The sequence below is a fragment of the Streptomyces sp. NPDC030862 genome (assembly GCF_055571835.1).
The window spans coordinates 112,575-131,901 of the sequence record NZ_JBVIEN010000003.1 but is presented as its reverse complement, the minus strand read 5'-3'; the positions used below and the strand labels follow the sequence as shown (position 1 = coordinate 131,901).

At 72.2% G+C, this 19,327-nt stretch carries 17 protein-coding genes; 6 read left to right on the top strand and 11 right to left on the bottom strand.

The window, feature by feature from the left end:
- The first annotated feature begins 46 nt into the window (after positions 1–46).
- The 5 genes from ACZ42X_RS08795 to lpdA all read left to right on the top strand — a co-directional run bounded on the left by ACZ42X_RS08795 (position 47) and on the right by lpdA (position 5,124).
- Positions 47–1,015: an ABC transporter ATP-binding protein gene (locus ACZ42X_RS08795; protein ID WP_468287427.1), complete on the top strand. Its 969-nt coding sequence runs from the start codon at positions 47–49 to the stop codon at positions 1,013–1,015.
- A complete protein-coding gene (locus tag ACZ42X_RS08790) occupies positions 1,012–1,932 on the top strand; it encodes an ABC transporter permease (RefSeq protein ID WP_468285935.1) in 921 nt (306 codons plus the stop codon). The genes ACZ42X_RS08795 and ACZ42X_RS08790 overlap by 4 nt, the downstream gene beginning before the upstream one ends.
- Before the next feature lie 49 nt (positions 1,933–1,981).
- Positions 1,982–2,893, top strand: a complete 912-nt coding sequence (locus tag ACZ42X_RS08785) for an ABC transporter ATP-binding protein (protein WP_468285934.1) — start codon at positions 1,982–1,984, stop codon at positions 2,891–2,893.
- A gap of 16 nt (positions 2,894–2,909) precedes the next feature.
- Positions 2,910–3,629 carry an ABC transporter permease subunit gene (locus tag ACZ42X_RS08780; protein WP_468285931.1) on the top strand — a complete coding sequence of 240 codons (720 nt, stop codon included), beginning with the start codon at positions 2,910–2,912 and terminating at the stop codon, positions 3,627–3,629.
- Positions 3,630–3,720: 91 nt separating this feature from the next.
- The gene (lpdA, locus tag ACZ42X_RS08775) at positions 3,721–5,124 is read left to right on the top strand and encodes a dihydrolipoyl dehydrogenase (protein ID WP_468285928.1); all 1,404 of its coding nucleotides are present in this window, start codon (positions 3,721–3,723) and stop codon (positions 5,122–5,124) included.
- A 209-nt stretch (positions 5,125–5,333) separates the two neighbouring features.
- On the opposite strand, the gene ACZ42X_RS08770 is transcribed toward lpdA, so the two are convergent.
- The 9 genes from ACZ42X_RS08770 to ACZ42X_RS08730 form a co-directional block, all read right to left on the bottom strand.
- On the bottom strand, positions 5,334–6,161 hold the full coding sequence (locus ACZ42X_RS08770; protein ID WP_468285925.1) for an HAD family hydrolase: 828 nt from the start codon (positions 6,159–6,161) through the stop codon (positions 5,334–5,336).
- Positions 6,158–7,435 (bottom strand): serine--tRNA ligase, encoded by a 1,278-nt coding sequence (serS, locus tag ACZ42X_RS08765; RefSeq protein ID WP_468285922.1) that lies wholly within the window; start codon positions 7,433–7,435, stop codon positions 6,158–6,160. The genes ACZ42X_RS08770 and serS overlap by 4 nt, the downstream gene beginning before the upstream one ends.
- Positions 7,436–7,982: 547 nt before the next feature.
- Positions 7,983–8,918: a prephenate dehydratase gene (gene pheA / locus ACZ42X_RS08760; RefSeq protein ID WP_468285919.1), complete on the bottom strand. Its 936-nt coding sequence runs from the start codon at positions 8,916–8,918 to the stop codon at positions 7,983–7,985.
- Between the two features lie 56 nt (positions 8,919–8,974).
- Entirely contained in the window at positions 8,975–10,219 is a 1,245-nt protein-coding gene (gene efeB, locus ACZ42X_RS08755; protein WP_468287424.1) for an iron uptake transporter deferrochelatase/peroxidase subunit, read from the bottom strand.
- Positions 10,216–12,129 (bottom strand): copper resistance CopC/CopD family protein, encoded by a 1,914-nt coding sequence (locus ACZ42X_RS08750; RefSeq protein ID WP_468285916.1) that lies wholly within the window; start codon positions 12,127–12,129, stop codon positions 10,216–10,218. The genes efeB and ACZ42X_RS08750 overlap by 4 nt, the downstream gene beginning before the upstream one ends.
- A 21-nt stretch (positions 12,130–12,150) precedes the next feature.
- The gene (locus ACZ42X_RS08745) at positions 12,151–12,654 is read right to left on the bottom strand and encodes a copper chaperone PCu(A)C (protein WP_468285913.1); all 504 of its coding nucleotides are present in this window, start codon (positions 12,652–12,654) and stop codon (positions 12,151–12,153) included.
- On the bottom strand, positions 12,651–13,361 hold the full coding sequence (locus ACZ42X_RS08740) for an SCO family protein (RefSeq protein WP_468285910.1): 711 nt from the start codon (positions 13,359–13,361) through the stop codon (positions 12,651–12,653). The genes ACZ42X_RS08745 and ACZ42X_RS08740 overlap by 4 nt, the downstream gene beginning before the upstream one ends.
- 42 nt (positions 13,362–13,403) lie before the next feature.
- Positions 13,404–14,174, bottom strand: a complete 771-nt coding sequence (locus ACZ42X_RS08735; protein WP_468285908.1) for a YcnI family copper-binding membrane protein — start codon at positions 14,172–14,174, stop codon at positions 13,404–13,406.
- 85 nt (positions 14,175–14,259) lie between these two features.
- Positions 14,260–15,048: a hypothetical protein gene (locus tag ACZ42X_RS08730; protein ID WP_468285907.1), complete on the bottom strand. Its 789-nt coding sequence runs from the start codon at positions 15,046–15,048 to the stop codon at positions 14,260–14,262.
- A 191-nt stretch (positions 15,049–15,239) separates the two neighbouring features.
- On the opposite strand from ACZ42X_RS08730, the gene ACZ42X_RS08725 reads away from it, so the two are divergent.
- Positions 15,240–15,680 carry an ATP-binding protein gene (locus ACZ42X_RS08725; RefSeq protein ID WP_468285905.1) on the top strand — a complete coding sequence of 147 codons (441 nt, stop codon included), beginning with the start codon at positions 15,240–15,242 and terminating at the stop codon, positions 15,678–15,680.
- Positions 15,681–15,741: 61 nt separating this feature from the next.
- Here the strand turns inward: ACZ42X_RS08725 and ACZ42X_RS08720 are convergent, their stop codons facing one another.
- Positions 15,742–17,205 (bottom strand): aminopeptidase P family protein, encoded by a 1,464-nt coding sequence (locus ACZ42X_RS08720; protein WP_468285903.1) that lies wholly within the window; start codon positions 17,203–17,205, stop codon positions 15,742–15,744.
- A gap of 90 nt (positions 17,206–17,295) precedes the next feature.
- A complete protein-coding gene (locus ACZ42X_RS08715) occupies positions 17,296–18,864 on the bottom strand; it encodes a PP2C family protein-serine/threonine phosphatase (protein WP_468287421.1) in 1,569 nt (522 codons plus the stop codon).
- Positions 18,865–19,327: the final 463 nt, after the last annotated feature.

The following is a 19,327-nucleotide window of genomic DNA, read 5'->3' as shown; positions in this document are numbered from 1 at the left end:
GTCTGACGCCCGATGTGGTCTGCGCCACTACCGTCGAAGCGTGACTGTGATCGCGACCGAAAGCCTCAGCAAGCGGTTCCCCCGGGTGACCGCTCTCGACCGGCTCTCCCTGGACATCGGGCCCGGTGTGACCGGACTGGTGGGTGCCAACGGAGCCGGCAAGTCCACCATGATCAAGATCCTGCTCGGGCTGTCCCCCGCCACCGAGGGCCGCGCCGAGGTCCTCGGCCTCGACGTCGCCACCAGCGGCGCCGCCATCCGCGAGCGGGTCGGCTACATGCCCGAGCACGACTGCCTGCCGCCCGACGTCTCGGCCACCGAGTTCGTCGTCCACATGGCGCGCATGTCCGGCCTGCCGCCCACGGCGGCGCGCGAGCGCACCGCCGACACCCTGCGCCACGTCGGTCTGTACGAGGAGCGCTACCGCCCCATCGGCGGCTACTCGACCGGCATGAAGCAGCGGGTGAAGCTCGCGCAGGCCCTGGTGCACGACCCGCAGCTGGTGCTGCTCGACGAGCCGACCAACGGTCTGGACCCGGTCGGCCGCGACGAGATGCTCGGCCTGATCCGCCGCGTCTACACCGACTTCGGCATCTCGGTCCTGGTCACCTCCCACCTCCTCGGCGAACTGGAGCGCACGTGTGACCACGTCGTCGTCATCGACGGCGGCCGGCTGCTGCGCTCCAGCTCCACCAGCGACTTCACCCAGGTCACCACGACCCTCGCGGTCGAGGTCACCGACTCCGACACCCACCCCGACGGCACGGCGGCGCTGCGCGAGGCGCTCACGGCCGCCGGAATCAGCCTGCACGCGCGCGTGGAGGACGGTCTGCCGGGCGCCGGGCACATCCTGCTCCTGGAGGCGACCGGCGAGGAGACGTACGACACCGTGCGCGACACCGTCGCCGAGCTCGGCCTCGGGCTCGTACGGATGGAACAGCGCCGGCACCACATCGCCGAGGTCTTCCGGCCGGAAGCCACCGCTGCCGAACCCCTGGAGGCGCAGGCCCGATGAGCCCCGAAACCCCGATCCAGTCCCCACCCTCGAACCACGGCCCGTCCCAGACCCAGATTCACAACATCGGCTACCGCAGCTACGACGGGCCGCGCCTCGGCCGGGCCTACGCGCGCCGCTCGCTCTTCTCGCAGTCGCTGCGCGGCGCGTACGGACTGGGCCGCAGCGCCAAGTCCAAGGTCCTGCCGATGATCCTCTTCGCGGTGATGTGCATCCCCGCGCTGGTCGTCGTCGCCGTGGCCGTCACCACCAAGATGTCGCAACTCCCCATGGAGTACACCCGGTACGCGATCTTCACGCAGGCGCTCATCGGGCTCTACCTGGCCGCCCAGGCGCCCCAGTCCGTCTCGCGCGACCTGCGGTTCAAGACCGTTCCGCTGTACTTCTCCCGCCCCATCGAGCGCGTCGACTACGTGCTCGCCAAGTACGGGGCGATGGCGTCGGCGCTGTTCATCCTCACCGCCTCGCCGCTGCTCATCCTCTACGTCGGGTCTCTGCTGGCGAAGATGGACTTCGCCGACCAGACCAAGGGCTTCGCACAGGGGTTGGTCTCCGTGGCGCTGCTGTCCCTGCTCTTCGGCGGCATCGGGCTCGTCCTGGCCGCGCTGACGCCCCGCCGCGGCTTCGGCGTCGCCGCCGTCATCGCCGCGCTCACCATCTCGTACGGCGCCGTCTCCACGCTCCAGGCCATCGCCTGGGGCACGGACTCCCTGGGCGCCGTCCCGTGGCTCGGCCTGTTCTCGCCCATCACCCTCATCGACGGCGTACAGACCGCCTTCCTCGGCGCCACCTCGTCCTTCCCCGCCGAGGCGGGGCCGGGCGCCGGGGCCGGCGCGGTGTACCTGCTGGTCGTCCTCGCGCTCATCGCCGGTTCGTACGGCGTCCTGATGCGCCGCTACCGAAAGGTCGGGCTGTGACCGCCCTCCCGTCGCCCACCACCACCCTTCCAAGGAATGGGCTGCGCCCATGAGCACTCTTTCCATCGACCACGTCTCGCGGTGGTTCGGCAATGTCGTGGCCGTCAACGACATCAGCATGACCATCGGGCCGGGCGTCACCGGACTGCTCGGCCCGAACGGCGCGGGCAAGTCCACGCTGATCAACATGATGGGCGGCTTCCTCGCCCCCTCCACCGGCTCGGTCACCCTCGACGGCGAGCAGATCTGGCGCAACGAGTCCGTCTACCGCCGCATCGGCGTCGTACCGGAGCGGGAGGCGATGTACGACTTCCTCACCGGCCGCGAATTCGTCGTCGCCAACGCCGAGTTGCACGGCCTGGGCGCGGCCGAGGCCCAGAAGGCCCTGGCCACGGTGGAGATGGAGTACGCGCAGGACCGCAAGATCGCGACGTACAGCAAGGGCATGCGGCAGCGCGTGAAGATGGCCTCGGCCCTCGTCCACGAGCCGTCGGTGCTGCTGCTGGACGAGCCGTTCAACGGCATGGACCCGCGCCAGCGCATGCAACTCATGGAGCTGCTGCGGCGGATGGGCGCCGAGGGGCGCACGGTGCTGTTCTCCTCGCACATCCTGGAGGAGGTCGAGCAGCTCGCCTCCCACATCGAGGTCGTCGTCGCCGGACGGCACGCGGCGAGCGGCGACTTCCGCCGCATCCGGCGCCTGATGACAGACCGCCCGCACCGCTACCTGGTCCGCTCCAGCGACGACCGGGCGCTGGCGGCCGCGCTGATCGCCGACCCGTCGACCGCCGGCATCGAGGTGGACGTGACGGAAGGCGCCCTGCGCATCCAGGCGGTGGACTTCGGCCGCTTCACGGAGCTGCTGCCGCAGGTCGCCCGCGCGCACTCCATCCGGCTGCTGACGGTCTCGCCCTCGGACGAGTCCCTCGAATCGGTCTTCTCGTACCTCGTCACGGCCTGAAGGGAGCCTCACGACCATGTACAACCCCACTGTCGCCCGGCTCACCTACCGGGCCCTGCTCGGCCGCCGCCGGGCCGCGATCCTCTTCGTCCTGCCCGCGCTGCTGCTGCTGATCGCGGCCGCCGTCCGCGCCTTCAACGGCGCCGACGACCAGATCGCCGCCGACGTCCTGGGCGGGTTCGCGCTCGCCACGATGGTGCCGCTGATCGGCGTCATCGCCGGGACCGGCGCGATCGGGCCGGAGATCGACGACGGCTCGATCGTCTATCTGCTCGCCAAGCCGGTGAAGCGGCCCACCATCATCGTCACCAAGCTCATCGTGGCCATCGCCGTGACCATGGTCTTCTCGGCCGTGCCGACGTTCCTCGCCGGGCTGATCCTCAACGGCAACGGCGGTCAGGTGGCGGTCGCGTACACCGTCGCCGCGCTCGTCGCCTCGATCGCGTACAGCGCGCTCTTCCTGCTCCTCGGCACGGTCAGCCGCCACGCGGTGGTCATCGGGCTCGTGTACGCGCTGCTGTGGGAGGCCCTGTTCGGCTCCCTGATCGCCGGGGCGCGCACGCTGAGCGTCCAGCAGTGGGCGCTGGCGGTGGCCGAGAAGGTCAGCGGCGAGGGGCTCATCGCCTCGGACGTCGCCCTGCCGGTGGCGACGGTGCTGCTGGCCGGGGTGACGGTGGCGGCGACCTGGTACGCGGGGCAGAAGCTGCGGACGCTGACCCTGGCGGGGGACGAGTAGGGCGTACGTCTCAACGGCGGGTGGCCGCTGCTCCCCGGGATTACTGTGGGGCCGAACGACTCGCACGCACTCACAACCTGGGGAGCAAGCCATGTCAGACCGCTTCGACGTCGTCGTACTCGGAGCAGGCCCCGGCGGATACGTCGCCGCGATCCGCGCCGCCCAGCTGGGCAAGCGCGTCGCGGTGGTCGAGGAGAAGTACTGGGGCGGTGTCTGCCTGAACGTCGGCTGCATCCCCACCAAGGCGCTGCTGCGCAACGCCGAGCTGGCGCACCTCTTCACGCACGAGGCGAAGACGTACGGCATCAAGGTCGACGGCGAGGTGTCCTTCGACTACGGCGAGGCTTTCCGGCGCAGCCGCACGGTGGCGGACGGCCGGGTCAAGGGCGTCCACTTCCTGATGAAGAAGAACAAGATCACCGAGTTCACGGGCCGGGGCACCTTCCTGGACGCGAACTCGATGCGGGTCGCGCTGACCGACGGCGGCGAGACGACCATCTCGTTCGACCACTGCATCATCGCGACCGGCGCCACCCCGCGCCTGCTGCCGGGGACGCGCCGCAGCGAGCGCGTGGTGACGTACGAGGAGCAGATCCTCAGCCAGGAGCTGCCGCGCTCGATCGTGATCGCGGGCGCGGGCGCGATCGGCATCGAGTTCGCGTACGTGCTCCACAACTACGGCGTGAAGGTCACCATCGTCGAGTTCCTGGACCGGATCGCGCCGCTGGAGGACAAGGACGTCTCGGCGGAGCTGGCGAAGCAGTACCGCAAGCTCGGCATCGACGTCCTGACCTCCACGCGCGTCGAGACGATCGACGAGTCGGGTCCGCAGGTTCGGGTCACCGTGACCGGCAAGGACGGCAAGCAGCAGGTGCTGGAGGCCGACAAGGTGCTCCAGGCGATCGGCTTCGCGCCGAACGTCGAGGGCTACGGCCTGGAGAACACGGGCGTGAAGCTCACCGAGCGCGGCGCGATCGACGTCGACGGGCGTTCGCGCACGTCGGTGCCGCACATCTACGCCATCGGTGACGTGACCGCGAAGCTGATGCTCGCGCACACCGCCGAGGCGATGGGCGTCGTGGCGGCCGAGACCATCGCGGGCGCGGAGACGATGGAGCTCGACTACCCGATGATCCCGCGCGCCACCTACTGCCAGCCGCAGATCGCCAGCTTCGGCTGGACGGAGGAGCAGGCGCGGGAGAAGGGCTTCGACGTCAAGGTCGCGAAGTTCCCCTTCATGGCGAACGGCAAGGCGCACGGGCTCGGTGACACCACCGGCTTCGTGAAGCTGATCAGCGACGCGAAGTACGGCGAGATCATCGGCGCGCACCTGATCGGGCCGGACGTCACGGAGCTGCTGCCCGAGCTGACGCTGGCGCAGCAGTGGGACCTGACCGTCCACGAGGTGGCGCGGAACGTCCACGCGCACCCGACGCTGGGCGAGGCGGTCAAGGAGGCCGTGCACGGCCTCGCGGGCCACATGATCAACTTCTGAGGCCTCTCCGCATGAGGCCCCGCGGCGTCACCGGTGGTTAATCCGGTGGCGCCGCGGCGCGTGCGCGCGGGACATTGGTGGGGCGGGTCCCACCGAGACCGGGGGCGGCCGCTTCGAGCGCGCGTCCCGCGATGCGGGCCGTGCGGGCCGCCCCCACCCGGTGCCCTGCTCAGGAGCTCAGGAGCTCAGGAGCTCAGCAGCTCTGGAACTCAGGCGTCGGCGCCGGCCAGCAGCGCTTCCAGCGTCACCGCGATGCCGTCCGCCTCGTTCGAGGCGGTGACCTCGTGGGCCACGGCCTTCAGGTCGTCGTGGGCGTTGGCCATGGCGACGCCGTGCGCGGCCCAGGCGAACATCGGGATGTCGTTCGGCATGTCGCCGAACGCGATCGTGTCCGCGGCCTTCAGGCCCAGGCGGCGGGCCGCCAGGGACAGACCGGTCGCCTTGCTGAGGCCCAGGGGGAGGATCTCCACCACGCCGGGGCCCGCCATGACGACGTCGACCAGGCCGCCGACGGTCTCGCGGGCGGCGAGGGCGAGGGCGTCGTCGTCGAGATCCGGGTGCTGGATGTAGACCTTGGTCAGCGGGGCGGCCCAGACCTCGGTGGGGTCGTCGTACGCGACGTACGGCAGCGGCCCCTCCTGGACGCGGTAGCCGGGGCCGACGAGGACCTCGCCGTCGAGGCCGTCGCGGCTCGCGGCGAGCGCCAGCGGGCCGACCTCCGCCTCCAGCTTGGAGAGGGCGAGGCCCGCGAGCTGGCGGTCGAGGGTCACGGAGGTCAGCAGGCGGTCCTCGCCGGCGTGGTAGACCTGCGCGCCCTGGCCGCACACCGCGAGACCGTCGTAACCGAGGTCGTCCAGTATGTGGCGGGTCCACGGGACCGCCCGCCCGGTGACGACGATGTGCGCGGCGCCCGCCGCCGTCACGGCGGCGAGCGCATCGCGCGTACGGGCCGAGATCGACTCGTCGGAGCGCAGCAGCGTCCCGTCGAGGTCGGTCGCGACGAGTCTGTACGGGAAGCCGTACGGGCGGGAGGTCACTTGGAGACCGGCTCCAGGATCTCGCGGCCGCCGAGGTACGGGCGGAGGACCTCCGGCACGCGCACGGAGCCGTCCGCGAGCTGGTGGTTCTCCAGGAGGGCGACGATGGTGCGCGGGACCGCGCACAGCGTGCCGTTCAGGGTCGCCAGCGGCTGGACCTTCTTGCCGTCGCGCATGCGGACGGACAGGCGGCGCGCCTGGAAGCCGTCGCAGTTGGAGGCGGACGTCAGCTCGCGGTACTTGCCCTGGGTCGGGATCCACGCCTCGCAGTCGTACTTGCGCGAGGCGGACGCGCCGAGGTCACCGGTGGCGACGTCGATCACCTGGAACGGCAGCTCCAGCGAGGTCAGCCACTGCTTCTCCCAGTCCAGGAGCCGCTTGTGCTCGGCCTCGGCCTCGTCGGGGGCGACGTACGAGAACATCTCGACCTTGTCGAACTGGTGCACGCGGAAGATGCCGCGCGTGTCCTTGCCGTACGTGCCGGCCTCGCGGCGGAAGCACGGCGAGAAGCCGGCGTAGCGCAGCGGCAGCTTGTCGGCGTCGATGATCTCGTCCATGTGGTACGCGGCGAGGGGCACCTCGGACGTACCGACGAGGTAGTAGTCGTCCTTCTCCAGGTGGTACACGTTCTCGGCGGCCTGGCCGAGGAAGCCGGTGCCCTCCATGGCGCGCGGGCGCACGAGCGCCGGCGTCAGCATCGGGGTGAAGCCGGCCGCCGTCGCCTGGGCGATCGCGGCGTTGACCAGGGCGAGCTCCAGCAGCGCGCCGACACCCGTCAGGTAGTAGAAGCGCGAGCCGGAGACCTTCGCGCCGCGCTCGACGTCGATGGCGCCGAGCGCCTCGCCGAGCTCCAGGTGATCCTTGGGCTCGAAGCCCTCGGCGCCGAAGTCGCGGATCGTGCCGTGCGTCTCCAGGACGACGAAGTCCTCCTCGCCGCCGACGGGTACGTCGGGGTGGACGAGGTTGCCGAGCTTGAGCAGGAGGCGGCGGGTCTCCTCGTCGGCTTCGTTCTGCTCGGCTTCGGCGGCCTTGACGTCCGCCTTGAGCAGCTCGGCCTTCGACAGGAGCTCGGCGCGCTCCTCGGGGGACGCCTTGGGGATCAGCTTGCCGAGCGCCCTCTGCTCGGAGCGGAGTTCGTCGAAGCGGACGCCGGACGACCTGCGCCGCTCATCGGCGGAGAGCAGGGCGTCGACGAGGCCGACGTCCTCTCCACGGGCGCGCTGGGAGGCGCGAACACGGTCGGGGTCCTCACGGAGCAGGCGAAGGTCAATCACCCCACCAGGCTACCGTCGCGTGCTCGCGCCACCCCACCCGATATCGCCGGACACTCCGTTGTGGCCTCATCTGGGAAACATGTGCGCCGAGTGGCGGGTGATAAAGGGGGATTTCCTTGTCCGGAAGGAGTGATTCCCGGGCGGGTGCACGGAGGGCGGGAGCGGGTCACGCGGCTGTGTGCGCGGGGGTGTTGTCCACAGGGGACTGTCCGCATGCTGAGTTATCCACAGACTGTGCGGAAGTTCTGTGGACTCCGGAAAAGATCACGGCGAATGCGGCAATCGAACCACGGGATTCCTTGGTCAAACCCCGTTCTGGCGCTCATTCGAGTGGGAATTCCACCCCCTAAGGGGGTGATCAAGGGGATGAGGCTGACGAGGGGCGACATGGCACCCCGTGGGGGTACCTGGGAGCACCTACGGTGACTGGGGCGATTTGTCGACGTTAGTGACGTGTGTCGGCTCTGCCGTGTCGACTTGTCCCCAGGTCGAGAAGCGGCCCTGTGGATAACTTTCGGCGCCCGGCACCCGAGCCCAGGCCCGAGCCTCAGGCCCGGCCGTCCAAGCAGCGCGCAAGCCAGTCCGAGGCGGCCGTGAAGTCGTGGTCCGACGTACCGGGCCGCGCGGCGCGCACCTCCTCGGGGGCCATGCCCGCGCGGGGGTACGACCCCAGGAACCGCACCTTCGGGCAGATGCGCTTCAGGCCCATCAGCGCCTCGCCGACCCGGCGGTCCGCGATGTGGCCCTCGGCGTCGATGGCGAAGCAGTAGTTGCCGATGCCGGCGCCGGTCGGGCGCGACTGGATGAGCATCAGGTTCACCCCCCGTACCGCGAACTCCTGGAGCAGCTCCAGCAGCGCGCCCGGGTGGTCGTCGCCCAGCCAGATGACGACCGAGGTCTTGTCGGCGCCCGTCGGCGCGGCGGGCCGGCCGGGCCGGCCCACGAGCACGAACCGCGTCTCCGCGTTCTCGGCGTCGTGGATCTCGGTCACCAGGGCTTCCAGCCCGTACGTCGCCGCCGCGAACGCACCCGCGAAGGCGGCGTCGTACCGGCCCTCCTGCACCAGCCGGGCCCCGTCCGCGTTGGAGGCGGCCGACTCCCACACCGCCTCCGGCAGGTGGGCCCGCAGCCAGTTGCGCACCTGCGGCTGGGCCACCGGGTGCCCGGTCACCGTCTTGATGTCGGACAGCTTCGTGCCGGGCCGCACCAGCAGCGCGAACGCGATCGGCAGCAGCACCTCGCGGTAGATCATCAGCGGCTCGCCGGCCGCGAGCTCGTCGAGGGTCGCGGTCACCCCGCCCTCCACCGAGTTCTCGATGGGTACGAGGGCGGCGGCGGCCTCCCCGTTGCGTACGGCGTCCAGGGCCGCCGGCACCGAGACCATCGGCACGAGCTCCCGGGTGGCGGCTTCCGGGAGCGTACGCAGGGCCGCTTCGGTGAAGGTGCCCTCGGGACCGAGATACGTATAGCGCGTGGCCGACATACCGTCACCATAGTCCGCTCGGCCCAGTCCGCCGCGAGGGCCGGTGTTCGAGGTGGCTAGCCCTCCAGCAGCCGCTGGCCCACGTACTCCCCCTCGGCCGGGCCGCCCGGGACCGCGTACAGGCCGCTCGCCTCGTGGCGGATGAAGGACGACAGCGCGTCCCCCCGGTCCAGCTTGCGCTGCACCGGTACGAAGCCGGTCATCGGGTCGGCCTGCCAGGCGATGAACAGCAGCCCGGCGTCGGGTGTCCCGTCCGGGCCGATGCCGTCGTGGAAGGAGAACGGGCGCCGCAGCATCGCCGCGCCGCCGTTCTGCTCCGGCGCGGAGATGCGGGCGTGGGCGTTGTCGGGGATGACCAGTTTGCCGTCGGGACCCGTCTTGTCGAGGTCGAGCTCGGTGGTCTCGCTCCCGCCCGTCAGCGGGGCACCGTCCGACTTGCGGCGCCCGATGACCCGCTCCTGCCGGGCCAGGGGCAGCTTCTCCCAGTCGTCCAGCAGCATCCGGATGCGGCGCACGACGGCGTACGAACCGCCCGCCATCCACGGCTGGGGGCCGCCCTTCGGGACGAAGACCCGCTCGTCGAAGTCCGGTTCGGACGGCTTCGGGTTTCCGGTGCCGTCGACCTGGCCCATCAGGTTGCGGGCGGTCATCGGGTGGGCGGTGGCGCCGGGGGAGCGGTTGAAGCCGTTCATCTGCCAGCGCACCCTCGCGGCCGCGCCCGCCTCCCGCTGGATCACGCGCAGCGCGTGGAAGGCGACGAGCGCGTCGTCCGCGCCGATCTGCACCCACAGGTCGCCGTTCGACCGCTTCGGGTCCAGCTGGTCGGAGGAGAAGGCGGGCAGCGGGTCCAGCTGCGCCGGGCGCCGCGCCACCAGCCCCGTACGGTCGAAGAAGGACGCGCCGAAGCCGAAGGTGACGGTCAGGGAGCAGGGCCCCGCGTCCAGGGCCACGCCGCTGTCCCCGTCGCCCACCGGCTCGCCCGCCATCAGCAGCTCGGCCGCCGCCGACCAGCGGCGCATCAGCGCGGCCGCCTCCCGGCGCCCCGCGCCCGGCGCCAGGTCGAACGCCACCAGGTGGCCGCGCGCCTGCAGCGGCTGGACGATGCCCGCCTGGTGCGCGCCCCGGAACGGCACGGTGGCCTGGCCCACCGCCGCCAGCGGTGTGCCCGGCTCGGCGCCCGACGTGGCGGCGTAGGCGGCGGCGCCGCCGGCCGCGCCGAGCACCAGCCCGGTCGCGCCGGCCGCCCCGACGGTGCCGAGCAGCCGTCGCCTCGAGAGTTCCAGGTGGTCGTTCACGGTCAGCCGATCTTCACGTTCTTGTCGATGGTGGTCTGGTCGATGTCGGAGGTGCGCACGGTGACCTGGAGCCGCCACTCGCCGGGCATCGGGATCTGTACGCGCTCGGCGCTCCAGTGCCCTGCCGCGACCCGGTCCGGTGTGACGGGCAGCGGGCCGATCTGCTGGGCGTCCAGGGTGAAGGACACCTTCAGTTCGGGGACGTCGAGGGGCCGGCCGTTCGCGCCGTCCACGAAGACGTGCAGGGCGTTCGCGCCGGAACGGGCGGGCGTGAGGCTGATGCGCACGGTGCCCTTTCCGTTCACGCCGCCCGTGTCGAAGAGCAGGCGCAGGTCGATGGGCCGGTCCGGCACGGGAGCGGTGGCCGCCGGCTGCGTACGCCCTGCTGCCGCCTCCTCCTCCGTACGGCCGGGCTCGGTCGTCGTCAGTACGGTCGTGACGGCGAGCAGGACGACGGCGATGGCCGCCTCGGCGAGGACGGAGCGGCGCAGCCCGGCGCGCCCCGGGTCGGCGTCGCGCGACCGCTTGGCGCGGGCGGCCGCCACGGCGGCCCGCTGGCGGGCGAGCTGGGCGGCCCGCTCGCCGTCCTCCGGCACGGTGACCGGCTGCTCCTCTTCCTCTCCCCCCTCTTCTCCCTCTTCTCCCTCTTCCTCCTCGGTGGCGGTGACCGGCGTCTCCGCCAGCCGCCCCGTCCAGCGCCGCGAGGTCCACGCGACCCCCACGAGCACGGCGACCAGCGCGACCTTGACCAGCAGCAACTGCCCGTACGAGGTGCCGGTCAGCGCCGACCAGGAGCCGACCTGCCGCCACGACTGGTAGATCCCGGTCGCGGCGAGGACCACCACGGACCCGAACGCGAGCCGCGAGAACCGCCGTACCGCCGTCCGCTCGATCGACGGGTCGCGGTACAGGGTGACGAGCAGCGCGGCGAGCCCGCCCAGCCAGACGGCCATCGCCAGCAGGTGCAGGACGTCGACGGGCATCGCGATGCCCGGCTGGAGTCCGGCGGAGGCGTGCTCGGAGAGCGCCCAGGTGCCCGCGATGCCGGCGGCGATCACCGTGCCGCCGATCGCGAGCCCGAAGGACAGGTCCTTCGTCTGCGCTTCGTCGTCGTTCCGCGTGTACGCGCCGAAGAGCACGGCCACGAAGAGCGCCGCCGCGCCGAGCAGCAGCAGCCGCGAGACGAGCGCGGCGCCCGTCTTGGTCTCCAGGACGGTGCCGAGCGCGCCCAGGTCGAAGGCGTCGGCGAGGGACCCCGACGCCGTGTACGGCGCGCGCAGCAGCAACAGCGCGAGCGTGGCGGCGGTCAGCGCCAGCCAGCCGCGTACGACGAGCCGCTGCAGCGGGCGCAGGGAGGCGCCGCGCGGCCAGCAGGCCAGGATGAAGGCGGCGCCACCCGCCAGCAGGATGTAACCGGCGTACGAGACATAGCGGGCGATGTCGTACAGGACGCCGACGGCACCGCCGCCCGCCTCCTGCCGCGGCAGCGCGACGCTCGTCTTCGACGGCGCTCCGATGGAGAAGGTGAACGCGCCGGCGATCGGGTGGCTGTCGGCGGAGACGGCGCGCCAGGCGACGGTGTACGTGCCGTTCGGCAGCCCGGCGTGGAGGTCGACGCCGTAGCGGACGACCGCTCCGGTGCTCAGGTCGCGCAGCTTCTTGGTGTCGGCGCGCTTGCCACTCGGTTCGAGGACCCGGATCGAGTCGTCGTCCATGGCGACCTGCTCGGAGAAGGTGAGCGTGACGCCCTTGGGCGCGGTGGCGACCACCGCCCCGTCCTTCGGGTCGCTCCCGGTCAGTGCGGCGTGCGCGGAGGCGGGTGCCGCGCCGGTGAACAGCGCGCCGAGCAGCACGGCCGCGACGAGCAGCAGCCGGGACAACCCGTGCGGCCGGGACAGGGCGGTGGTGGCTGTCATGGTGGTGTGTCCCCCGGATCCCTATCGGTGCGCCGGATTGTGGCCGGCCGCTTCCACCGGGAGGTCCACCGTGATCGGGGCGGACCTTTCGAAGTGCAGCTCGACGGCGACCTTGTCGCCCTGCTTCGGCTCCCGCTTGATGGCCATGAACATGATGTGGCTGCCGCCGCGTTCGAGCCGCAGCTCACCGTTGGCGGGGATCTCGAAGGACGTCGCCCGCCGCATCTTCTGGTCCTTCACCTCATGGATCTGGACGTCGTCGGAGAGCGGGCTGGTGACGGAGGTCAGCTTGTCGGCGGCGCCTCCGCTGTTGCCGATGGTGAGGAACCCGGCGGCCATGTCGCCGACCGGCTTCGGCATGAAGGCACCGCTGACCTTCAGCTCCGGCTTCCCGTCCGCCTCCTGGGACGAGCAGCCGCCCAGGGCGAGGGCGGCCGCCAGGGCTATGGCGGCGGCCACGGCGGTACGGGGCCGTGTCCTGAGGGCCCCGGGGGTCACGGCCGTCAGAGGGGTCACGGGGGTCACGGAGCCTCCCCCTTGATGAGCTTCGGCAGGTCCTTGGCGTAGGCCTGCCAGGTGGTGTCTTCGCCGTACAGGACGTAGCCCTGGTCGGTCTTGGGCGAGAAGGCGAAGACCTGCGCGCCGTGCATGGAGACGACCGAGCCGTCCTTCTCCTTCTTCGGCGGGTCGATGCCGACGCCGAGCTGGCGCGCCCCCGCCTGGATGGTCGGGAAGTCGCCGGTGAGCCCGGTGAAGGAGGGGTCGCCGGCGGCGGGCAGCCACTTGGCGAGCTCGGCGGCGGTGTCCCGCTCGGGGTCGGTGGTGACGAAGACGACCTGGAGCTTGTCCTGGTCGGCCTTGGGGAGCTTCGACTTGGCGAGGGCGATGTTGCTCAACGTCATCGGGCACACGTCGGGGCAGTGCGTGTAGCCGAAGTAGATCAGCGTCGGCTTGCCCTTGGTGCGCTCGCGCAGGTCGAACGGCTGCCCCTTGGTGTCCGTGAGGACGAGGTCGGGCTTGGGCATCGGCCGGTCGAGCACGGTCGCGGCCTTCTGCGACTGCTCGCCGGAGAGGACGACGGGCCCGTTCGCGGACGGTTCGGAGTCGTCGCCCTGCGCCAGGGCGAAGCCGCCGGCGGCGAGGGCGAGCGCCGCCACGCCGGCGACCGCCGCGATGAGCGGGGTACGCCGGCGGGGACGGGCCTGCACGTCGTCTGACTTCTGGAGGTGCATCAGGTTCTCTCTCGGAGGGTGCGGGCGTTGCGGGCCGCGCCGTCAGGCCGACGCGTCGGTACGGCGCCGCCCGGCCAGGACGCCGAAGGCGACACCGGCGGCACCGACCAGGATGCCGACGATGCCCAGGATCCGGGCGGTGGTGTCGGAAGAGCCCGCGGAGCCGGCGGCGGACGCCTTCGTCTCCGCACCGTGGCCCTTGGCCTTCGCCTTGTCGTCGTCGGACGCGCCGGCGGCCGCGCCGCCCCCGTGGTGGTCGTCCGTCGCGGCGGACAGCTTCAGGACGGGCGCGGGGGTCGCCGGCTCCGGGGCGCCTTCCTTCGGCTCCTCGATCCAGCGGACGACCTCGTTGTTGTCGTACGTCTGGAGGGCCTTGAAGACGAGCTTGTCGGTGCTCTCGGGGAGGCGGCCCAGCGAGACCGTGAACTGCTGGAACTCACCGGGTGCGATCTTCGAGCCGGACGCGGTCCAGGTGATCTTCGTGGCCGCCTCGGTGATCTTCTTGCCGTGCACCTCCAGCGGCGTGGCCAGCTTGGTCTTGGTGACCTCCGCCTTCCAGCCGGGGACGGGCTGCGTCGAGACCGAGGCCAGCGGGTGCTCGGCGGGGAGGGAGACCTCCAGCTTCACGGTCGAGGCGTTGTCGCGCTCGTTCGGCACCTTGAAGTTGACGGTGGCGTACCCGCCCTTGGCGGCCTCGCCCTGCGGCTGCACGCTGACGTGCGCGAAGGCGGTGCCGGAGAGCAGGACGACGGAGGAGACGGCGACGCCGGCGGCGAGGGCGACGCGGGACACGTGCGTACGCGAAACGTTCATGGGGGAACACACTCCACATGCGATGAGAGGTAGGCGGCGTGCGCGCGGGCGCGCACCACGGCCCGCTCCCGTCGAGTGGGCCGTGTCAGGCTGCGAGGACGCAGGTGAATACGGCCGGGGGGCCGCGCCTGATCACCGTGTGGAGAAGTGCCTCCGCCGCGGCGGGCGCCGGACGGTCGTCGTCGGTACGCGGCGGACACGGCCCGCCCGCGGGCAGCGCGGGCAGCCCGGAGACCAGGGTGCGTACGAGGACGAGGGCGGCGCGCAGGCCCCGTACGAGCGCGGCGTCGGCGACCTCGGTGGCGCCGTGCGCGGAGAGCCGGGCGAGCTTCAGCAGCGCGAGGTCACCGCGGCGCAGCAGCCAGCCGGTCGCCGCGGCCGCCAGCAGGTGGCCGAGGACCATGGGCAGGCTGGGCCACAGCCCGGCGGCGGACTCGGCCGCATGGCCGACGTGCCCCGAGTGCCCCGCGGCGGCGGTCGCCGGGTCGATGCCGGCCAGGGTGACGATCCGCCGGGCGTCGGCGGGGCTGAGCGAGGAGGCTCCGGCCCCGCACACCAGCTTGGCGGCGGTCCGGATGAGCGCCTCGTCCGCCTGGGCGCCGCCGAGCGCCAGGTGCCGGCCCTGTCCGAGCCCGAAGAGCGTGTGGAGCGCCAGCTGTCCGCCCGCCAGCGAGGCGGCGATGACCGGGAGCGTCCGCTGCCGGCCGGCGAACGGCGCGACGGCGGCGAAGACGCCGGCGAACCCGACGGCCAGCGTCCACCACGGGACGGTCGCACAGGCGGCCAGCGCGTGCCCGACTCCGGACAGCACGACGCAGACCGCGGCGAACACCGCGGCCCTCAGCAGCCGTGGCGCGGCGAGAAGGGCAGACATGGCCGGGCCATCATCGCACCGAGCCCCGCGCCGCCACACGGCAGGTCCGGAAGATGCCCTTTGCGACATACAACGGCGTACGGGCTACGCACATCCGCCGAATGAGGGTTTCGGCGTCAACGTCGCGCTTACGACCGACAAGTGGGGGCAATACGAATCGATATGTCGAGCCGCAGCCAGGAGGCTGGAGCATGAGCATCTGGTGGTCTCTCCACTTGCGGCGCGAGGCTGCGAGTGTGCCGCTCGCCCGCCGCCTCCTCCTGGGCACCATGGAAACCGCCGGCGTCGATCCGGAGATCTCGTACGACCTGTCGCTCGCGCTCAGCGAAGCCTGCGCGAACGCGGTCGAGCACGGCTCCGGGGACGGCTCCGCCGAGTACCGGGTGACCGCGTACCTGGACGGCGAGAAGTGCCGCATCGAGGTGGCCGACTCGGGCCCGGGCTTCCCCATGGGCCCCCTGCGCCCGCCCCGCAGGGCGACGCCGGAGGCCGAGCACGGCCGGGGCCTGAGCCTCATCGAGGAGCTGGCGGACCACGTCCACATCGGGAACAGGTCGGGGCGCGGCGGCGCGGTGGTGAGCTTCGACAAGATCGTCAAGTGGAAGCCGGACGCACCGCTGGTGGCGTCCTGACCGGCCGGGGCACCGCACCCGGCCGGCCCGGGTGACGCGTCCGTGAGGCGTCCGCGACGCGTCAGCCCTGGAGCTCCGCCATCCACGCCTCGACCTCGTCCGACCGGCGCGGCAGCGCGGCGGAGAGGTTCCGGTTGCCGTCCTCCGTGACGAGGATGTCGTCCTCGATGCGGACGCCGATGCCGCGGTACTCCTCCGGCACCGTCAGGTCGTCCGCCTGGAAGTACAGGCCCGGCTCGACGGTCAGGCACATGCCCGGCTCCAGGACGCCGTCCACGTACGTCTCCGTCCGCGCGACCGCGCAGTCGTGGACGTCCATGCCGAGCATGTGGCCGGTGCCGTGCAGCGTCCAGCGGCGCTGGAGGCCCAGCTCCAGGACGCGCTCGACCGGGCCCTCGACCAGGCCCCACTCGACGAGCCTCTCGGCGAGCACGCGCTGCGCCGCGTCGTGGAAGTCGCGGTACTTGGCGCCCGGCTTGACCGCCGCGATGCCGGCCTCCTGGGCGTCGTACACGGCGTCGTAGATCCTGCGCTGCAGCTCGGTGAAGCGGCCGTTGACGGGCAGCGTGCGCGTGACGTCCGCGGTGTAGAAGGTGGTGGTCTCCACACCGGCGTCGAGCAGCAGGAGGTCGCCCTCGCGCACGGGGCCGTCGTTGCGCACCCAGTGCAGCGTGGTGGCGTGCGGGCCGGACGCGCAGATGGAGCCGTAGCCGACGTCGTTGCCCTCGACCCGGGCGCGGAGGAAGAAGGTGCCCTCGATGTACCGCTCGCTGGTGGCCTGGGCCTTGTCCAGGACGCGTACGACGTCCTCGAAGCCGCGCGCGGTGGACGCGCAGGCGCGCTCCAGCTCGCCGATCTCGAAGGCGTCCTTCACCAGGCGCGCCTCGGAGAGGTAGCCGCGCAGCTCCTCGTCGCGCTCGGCGGTGACCTTGTCGGTCAGGGCGGCCTCGATGCCGGCGTCGTGCCCGCGTACGACGCGCACCGGGCCGGTGGCCTCCTTGAGGGCGGCGGCCAGCTCGCGGACGTCCTTGGCGGGGATGCCGAACAGCTGCTCGGCCTCGGCCGGCGCGTGCCGGCGGCCCACCCAGAGCTCGCCCTGGCCGTCCAGCCAGAACTCGCCGTTCTCGCGGTTGGAGCGGGGCAGCAGGTAGAGCGTCGCCTCGTGGCCCTCGCCGCCGCGCCGGGGCTCCAGCACCAGGACGCTGTCGTGGGTGTCGTCGCCGGTCAGGTACGCGTACTCGGTCGACGGCCGGAAGGCGTACTCGGTGTCGTTGGACCGCGTCTTCAGGTTGCCGGACGGGATGACGAGCCGCTCGCCGGGGAAGCGCCGCGACAGCGCGGCACGCCGGGCGGCGGTGCGGTCGGCCTGCGGGATCGGCTGCAGGTCGCGCAGCTCGGTGTCCGCCCAGCCGGTCCGCATGTTCTCGGCGAGCTCGTCGGACACGCCCGGGTACAGGCCGTTCTTGCGCTGCTTGATGGGCTCTTCGGCCTCGTCCGGGGTCTCCGGGGTGAGCTCTTCGGCCACGGGTCCGCCTCCTGTTGTACGACGCTGAACTAATCCCCATCGTACGGTCGGGCGGCAGCCGCTCCCAGGGCCGTAAGTCACCCGCGCGGATCAGTCGAAACGGGCCGCCAGCAGCACCACGTCGCCCGCGTCGCCCGCGTCGTCCCGGTCGTACGCGCCGTCCTCCGGCGACAGCGTCCGCAGCACGTGGTCCGCGATCGCGCCCGGGTCGGCCCGGTCGGCCCTCGGGACGCTCGCGGCCGCGGCGTGCAGCCGCGCGAACGCCCGGTCCATGGACTCGGGCTCGCCGGACTCGCCGGTGCGCCGCAGCAGGCCGTCCGTGTAGAGGAGCACGGTCTCGCCGGGCTCGATGGTGATCTCCACGCTGGGCGCCTCCCAGCAGGCGAGCATGCCCAGCGGCGCGGAGAGCGAGGTCTCGATGAACTCCGTGCGCCGCTCGCCCACGATCAGCGGCGGCGTGTGCCCGGCCCCGGCCAGGACGACCTTACGCAGGGCGGGCTCGGCGTATGCGAAGAGCGCGGTGGCGGAGCGGGCCGGCTCGGTCAGCCGCAGCAGCAGCTCCAGGTCGGAGAGGACGGCGACGGGGTCCTCGCCCTCCATCACGGCGTACGCCCGCAGCGAGGCGCGCAGCCGTCCCGTCGCGGCCAGGGCGCTCGGCCCGGTGCCGGCGACGGAGCCGACGGCGAGGCCCAAGGCGCCCTCGGGCAGCGGCAGCGCGTCGTACCAGTCGCCGCCGCCGCGGGCGGAGGTGCGGCGGCGGGCGGCGAGCCGGACACCGGGGACGCGGGGGAGCCGGCTCGGGAGCAGCTCCTCGGTGAGGGTGGCCAGGGTGGCGCGGGCGCGTTCGAGTTCGAGGAGGCGGGCGAGGTGCTCGGAGGCGTGCCGGCCGTAGAGGCCGACGAGGTGGCGGGCGCGCTCGGGCGGCTCGGCGGGCTCGTCGTAGAGCCAGACGGCGGCGCCGAGCTTCCCGGCGGCCTCGGTGGCGAGCGGTACGGCGTAGCTGGCGGCGAAGCCGAGGCGGGCGGCGACCTCGCGGTGGCGGGGGTCGAGGTCCTCCTCGCCGAGCAGGTCGGGGACGGCGACTGGATCCGGCGGCCGCCCGTCGGGCAGGCCCTCCAGGATGCGGCCGTACGAGGTGGCGCTGCGCGGCACGGTCTCGATGGTGCCGAGGTCGGCGTGGGCGAGGCCCAGCCCGACGGTGGTGGCGGGGCCGAGGCCGTCGGCCGGTTCGAGGACGGCCATGCCGCGGCGGGCGCCGACGAGCGCGGCACCGGCGCGGAGCAGTTCGTGCAGGGCGTCGTCGAGCGTGGCGGTGCGGGTGAGGCGCTCGGTGAGTTCGTGGAGGGTGGTGAGGTCGGAGACCCAGCCCGCCAGGCGGTCCTGGATCAGCGCGGCGGGCGCGGGGCCGGGCGGCGGGCCCGTGGCCGTACCGGGAGCGGTCGGCGGGGTCGGGATGCCCGGCGGGGAGGGCGTCGCAGTGTGCGCGGGGGCGGGAACCGTGGGATCGATTCCAGCCACTTTCGGCACGTGAGGGGCGCTCATGGCAGCCGGCTTTCCGGCTGGTGCGTTTCGCTCAATAGCATCGCAAACCCCCATGTCATTCTGCGCCGCTATCACTGCAACCACATGTACACGCAGAAGTAAGGGGATGTCCAGCATTGTCCCGGCGGGACGCGCGGTGTTCACCGACGTATTTACAAGAGGCCGAACTTGGCTCAAAAATGCCCCCTGTGGACGGCTTTTGCGGTCGACTGAGCCCGTTCGAAAGGGGCCCTGCCCGGGACCCGAGTCGGGGGACGACGGTCCGGGCCGAGCGTCATTCCGAGCGGGCTGGGTACGTAACCGGGTACGTAGACGGTGACGGCCAGGGGCAGTTGGGGCGGGCTCGGAACCTTCGAGGGAAGCCCCGGCGTCCCTACCACCAAAGGCCTCACCCCGCCCCCGAGTGCGGGGCGGAGCCGAACGGGGCGGCAGCGAGCGCCATGAGCGTGCCACCCCTCGCCACGCGTGAAACGCACGACAGCCCACGGGACGACGGCCCGGGGGGATGACAGCCCCCGCTCGGCCCCCAGCGGTGTTGCTTGCCGCAGGCGAAGAGGGGCCGGCGTATGCCACCGGCAGG

Bases quoted from the DNA above. Each gene is read 5' to 3' on its own strand.
- ACZ42X_RS08790 (WP_468285935.1), top strand. From the start codon at position 1,012: ATGAGCCCCGAAACCCCGATCCAGTCCCCACCCTCGAACCACGGCCCG.
- ACZ42X_RS08750 (WP_468285916.1), bottom strand. From the start codon at position 12,129: ATGACAGCCACCACCGCCCTGTCCCGGCCGCACGGGTTGTCCCGGCTG.
- lpdA (WP_468285928.1), top strand. From the start codon at position 3,721: ATGTCAGACCGCTTCGACGTCGTCGTACTCGGAGCAGGCCCCGGCGGA.
- pheA (WP_468285919.1), bottom strand. From the start codon at position 8,918: ATGTCGGCCACGCGCTATACGTATCTCGGTCCCGAGGGCACCTTCACC.
- ACZ42X_RS08715 (WP_468287421.1), bottom strand. From the start codon at position 18,864: ATGCTGGACATCCCCTTACTTCTGCGTGTACATGTGGTTGCAGTGATA.
- ACZ42X_RS08730 (WP_468285907.1), bottom strand. From the start codon at position 15,048: ATGTCTGCCCTTCTCGCCGCGCCACGGCTGCTGAGGGCCGCGGTGTTC.
- ACZ42X_RS08740 (WP_468285910.1), bottom strand. From the start codon at position 13,361: ATGCACCTCCAGAAGTCAGACGACGTGCAGGCCCGTCCCCGCCGGCGT.
- ACZ42X_RS08780 (WP_468285931.1), top strand. From the start codon at position 2,910: ATGTACAACCCCACTGTCGCCCGGCTCACCTACCGGGCCCTGCTCGGC.
- ACZ42X_RS08725 (WP_468285905.1), top strand. From the start codon at position 15,240: ATGAGCATCTGGTGGTCTCTCCACTTGCGGCGCGAGGCTGCGAGTGTG.
- ACZ42X_RS08785 (WP_468285934.1), top strand. From the start codon at position 1,982: ATGAGCACTCTTTCCATCGACCACGTCTCGCGGTGGTTCGGCAATGTC.
- ACZ42X_RS08735 (WP_468285908.1), bottom strand. From the start codon at position 14,174: ATGAACGTTTCGCGTACGCACGTGTCCCGCGTCGCCCTCGCCGCCGGC.